This is a genomic window from Stenotrophomonas sp. 2YAF22, from assembly GCF_052114665.1.
GTDB lineage: Bacteria > Pseudomonadota > Gammaproteobacteria > Xanthomonadales > Xanthomonadaceae > Stenotrophomonas > Stenotrophomonas indicatrix.
This window is the reverse complement of record NZ_JBFRFE010000424.1, coordinates 1-3823: the sequence shown is the minus strand read 5'-3', so window position 1 is coordinate 3823 and position 3823 is coordinate 1. Positions and strand designations below refer to the sequence as shown.

Below are 3823 nucleotides of genomic sequence, written 5' to 3'. Positions count from 1 at the left end.
GAATGCTGACGCCACAGCGAGCTGCGCAGCACCCAGCCCTGCGGTTGGTCATCGACGTGATAGCGACTGCGGTAACGCACCTGGGCCAGGCCCTCTGCCAGCATCCACACGGCGTACTGGTCCGACTCGATCACCACCTGCGCACGCTCCAGCGGGATCTCTTGCAGCGCGGCCTCACGGCCGTAGCACTGGCCGGAGCTGCCTATCTCCCTGAAATCCTCATCCAGCAATACCGCTAGACGCTCATGGTCTGCACGCACCTGCGGGCAATGCAGTGCGCGTTCCAGCCCCTCCAGTTCGGCGGCCAGCGCCGGTGAAGCGGCGGCGCCAGCGCTGCTCACGGCGGATCCTGCGCCAGTACGTGCGGGGCAGTCGGCGGGGCCAGCACAATGCACTGGCCCGGCTGTGCCACCCGGTGCCCGCGCGCGGCCAGGGCCTGGCCATCGGCCACGCTGGCGTAGTGGTACAGCATCATCCGTGCCTGCAGCTCGGCGCTGTACTCGCGCTCCAGGTCATCCACCCCGGTATGCGAAGGATTGCCGTGCAACCCGCAGTCGTGGGCGATCAGTTCGTTGTCACTGGCATAGCGCGCCAGCATTTCCGGAATCGGCCGGGTGTCGCCGCTCCAGGTCAGCGCGCCCTGCAGACGCAGGCCATAGGCCGTCTCCGGCCAGTGGTGCCGCACCGGGAACACCTCCAGCCGCACACCCTCATGCCAGAACGCATCGCCCACCACGATCAGCTGGAAGGCATCCCAGAAGTTGGCGCCGCCCTCGGCCAGCACGTTCGGGTAATCGCCGATGCGCTTGTGCAGCAGCGGCACCACCGTGGCCGGCACGTACAGGCGCACCTTGCCGCGCCGCTGCGCGCTGAAGAAGGTATCCACGAACAGCCGTTCGAAACCGGCCACGTGATCCAGGTGCACATGGGTAACGAACAGCGCCTGCGGCATATGCCCGTAATGGGCCTTGAAGGCAGTCAGGCCTTCGCCGCCGCAGTCGATTGTCAGCCACGGCCGGCCATCGCGCTCGATCACCGACATCGGCGATCCCAGCTCGACCGCCGACGCATTGCCGACGCCGAGGAAACGCAACGACCAGTCCATCAGGTGCCCCGGTTCCAGGCCATGTCATAGGCGCGACGCAGGCGCGCGTAGTCTTTTTCCACGTCTTCCACGCTGCGCTCACCGCGCAGCTTGATCAGCGAGCGCAGCAGGCGCTTGAGATTGCGCTCGCGCCAGGCGGTGGCCGGGATGCGGATCACCCCGCGATCGAAGTCGATCAGCCAGCCATGGCCGTTGCCATCGAACAGGATGTTGTGCGCATTGAGATCGGCATGGTCCAGGCCGGCACGGTGGAAGCGCGCGATCATCCGCCCGGTTTCCTCCCACGGCGCCCCGCGCCCGGCCACCAGTGCGCGGTCGGCCAGCGAGCGCACCCCTTCGATCCGTTCCATCAGGATCGCGGCGCGGTAGCGCAGGCCTTCACGCATGTAGAAGGCGGCAATCGGCCTGGGCACCGGCAGCTTCTTCTCGCGCAGCGCGCGCATCAGCCGGAATTCGGCAAAGCTGCGGGTCCGGTCCGCCCCCCGCCAGATGTACTGGTCGTGGCTGATCCGGGCCGCCAGCCCCCCGCGCAGGTAGTGCCGCAGCACGCTGGCGCCGAACGGCGCATCCACGAACCAGGCGCTGCCACGGCCGCCTTCACCTACCGGCCGGGCCTTGCCGGCCCAGTGCTGTGGCGAGAACAGACCGATGTCGGCTTGCCGCAGCCGCTCGCGGTCGAACAGAATGGCCCCGATGCCGCGACCCTCGCGGCATGGCGTCAGCGCTTCATTGGCGTCGAATGCGACCATTCCTTTGAGTCTAACAACACATGGCATCAGCGTCCTCCTCCTTGTGTCTTCTGCGCCTGTCCGCTCTTGGCGATGTGACCCACGTAGTGCCGCTGGTGCGCACCCTGCAGGCCGCGCGCCCGGATACGCCGATCCACTGGATCATCGACAAGGTCGGGCAGAAGCTGCTCGATGGCCTGCCGGGCGTCACCTTCCACGCCTACGACAAGAAGACCGGCATGGCCGGAGTGAAGGAGCTGCGCAAGCAGTTGCCGCCCGGGCGTTTCGAGGCCCTGCTGCAGATGCAGGTGGCGTTCCGCGCCAACGTGCTGTCCGCCTTCATTCCTGCCGAGCGCCGCATCGGTTACGACCGCAGCCGCTCCAAGGATCTGCACGGCCTCTTCATCAACGAACGCATCCCCGATCGCCCGGGCATCCATGTGCTTGATGCCATCGGCAGCTTCTGCGAGCCGCTGGGCCTGCGCCAGACCGATGTCAGCTGGGACCTGGCCGTGCCGCAGGCAGCCTATGACTGGGCCGCCGCGCAGTGGCAGGACGATGGCCGGCCGGTGCTGATGATCTCGCCCTGCTCCAGCCACGTGCGCCGCAACTGGTACGCCGACCGCTATGCCGAGGTCGCCAACCATGCCGTCACGCGCGGTTGGCGGATCGTACTGTGCGGCGGTCGCAGCGAACTGGAGCGCAGCATGGCCGACGCCATCCAGGCCCAGCTGGATGTTCCGGCGCTGGACCTGGTCGGCAAGGACACGCTCAAGCAGTTGCCGGCCTTGCTGGCCCGCGCCAACCTGGTAATGACCCCGGACTCTGGCCCGATGCACATTGCCAACGCAATGGGTACCAAGGTGCTGGGCCTGCATGCGGGCAGCAACCCGAACCGCAGCGGCCCGTATTCGGACCGCCGCTACTGCGCGGACCGCTACGACGACGCGGCGCGCAAGTATCTGGGCAAGCAGGCAGCCGACCTCAAGTGGGGCACCAAGATCGAATTCGACGATGTGATGGAGTTGATCACCGTCGAAGATGGCATCGCCGCGTTCGAGCGTTACGTGGCCGACCATCTGGGGTGAGTGGCGGGCCGGGTGGCTGAGCGCCGCCTGCTGCGTGCGGACCTGGTCCGCACCGTCCCACAACCCGGGAGATCCATCCACGCATGGCGTGGGTCTCCTGCGTCGGGCCGCCGGGGATTACGCGCGCTGCGCGTAATCCTGGTACGACTTCTCTTCCACGTACGCCGAACCCAGCGCCAGGTTGATCGCCTTCTTGATCCGTGCGCGTTCGTCGTTGCGCAGGTACACGCTGCGCGCCAGGTCGATGAACCCCTGATCGAACGCCTGCGCCTTGTCCTTCAGGCGGATGTCGTCCTCGATCTCCCACAGCTGCTCGTTGACCGCCTTCAGCTCGGCGCGCAGCTTGGCGATGTCCTTCACTGCCGCAGGGTGCGCCATCCACGTGGTTTCCAGCGCGGACAGCTCCTTGCGTACGTTGGCCAGCTTGCCTTCGTCACTGATGCGCTCGGACTTGATCTGCAGGATCGAGATCTTGTCCAGCAGCTCGCCGAATGAAACGGGGACGAGGATTTCAGCGGTCATCGTGGCGGCTCCAGCAGGTGATGACGTACATGGTAACCCGCCGCACGCGAACAGCATCCACGCATGGCGTGGATCTACTAAAGCATCCGGGGGAAGGACGGCAAAGGGAGGGGCCCGAGCGTTGCAGTGCAACGTTTGGGGCGACGCGCGAAGCGTCGTCGCATCCCCGCGCCAGATAAAAAAGCCACCGATCCGTGCAAGTTGACGCGAAGCCATCTGGAGCAGCAAGCCCCTCTGTTGAGGGGCTGCCCCGACAGGGGCGGGGAGAGGCCGGCAAAGGGAGGGGCCCGAACGTTGCATCGCAACGTTTGGGGCGACGCGCGAAGCGTCGTCGCATCCCCGCGCCAGATTAAAAAAGAAGGGCTGCCTTTCGGCAGCCC

Annotated in this window: 5 protein-coding genes; 1 reads left to right on the top strand and 4 read right to left on the bottom strand. The window is 66.5% G+C overall.

Annotated elements, in window-relative coordinates; all coding sequences use genetic code 11:
* The 3 genes from AB4Y84_RS15750 to AB4Y84_RS15740 form a co-directional block, all read right to left on the bottom strand.
* The coding region (locus AB4Y84_RS15750; RefSeq protein WP_442250409.1) for a nuclear transport factor 2 family protein at positions 1-341 on the bottom strand (341 nt) is incomplete at its 3' end.
* Positions 338-1105 carry an MBL fold metallo-hydrolase gene (locus AB4Y84_RS15745; RefSeq protein WP_312786190.1) on the bottom strand — a complete coding sequence of 256 codons (768 nt, stop codon included), beginning with the start codon at positions 1103-1105 and terminating at the stop codon, positions 338-340. The genes AB4Y84_RS15750 and AB4Y84_RS15745, both read right to left, overlap by 4 nt.
* A complete protein-coding gene (locus AB4Y84_RS15740; protein ID WP_025878162.1) occupies positions 1105-1854 on the bottom strand; it encodes a 3-deoxy-D-manno-octulosonic acid kinase in 750 nt (249 codons plus the stop codon). Before AB4Y84_RS15740 ends, AB4Y84_RS15745 begins: the two co-directional genes overlap by 1 nt.
* A gap of 20 nt (positions 1855-1874) precedes the next feature.
* Between AB4Y84_RS15740 and AB4Y84_RS15735 the strand changes: the two genes are divergently transcribed.
* Positions 1875-2921 (top strand): glycosyltransferase family 9 protein, encoded by a 1047-nt coding sequence (locus tag AB4Y84_RS15735; protein WP_312786189.1) that lies wholly within the window; start codon positions 1875-1877, stop codon positions 2919-2921.
* A gap of 117 nt (positions 2922-3038) precedes the next feature.
* On the opposite strand, the gene AB4Y84_RS15730 is transcribed toward AB4Y84_RS15735, so the two are convergent.
* Positions 3039-3443, bottom strand: coding sequence for a DUF6165 family protein (locus AB4Y84_RS15730; protein ID WP_223494348.1), 405 nt, complete (start codon positions 3441-3443; stop codon positions 3039-3041).
* Between the last annotated feature and the right edge of the window lie 380 nt (positions 3444-3823).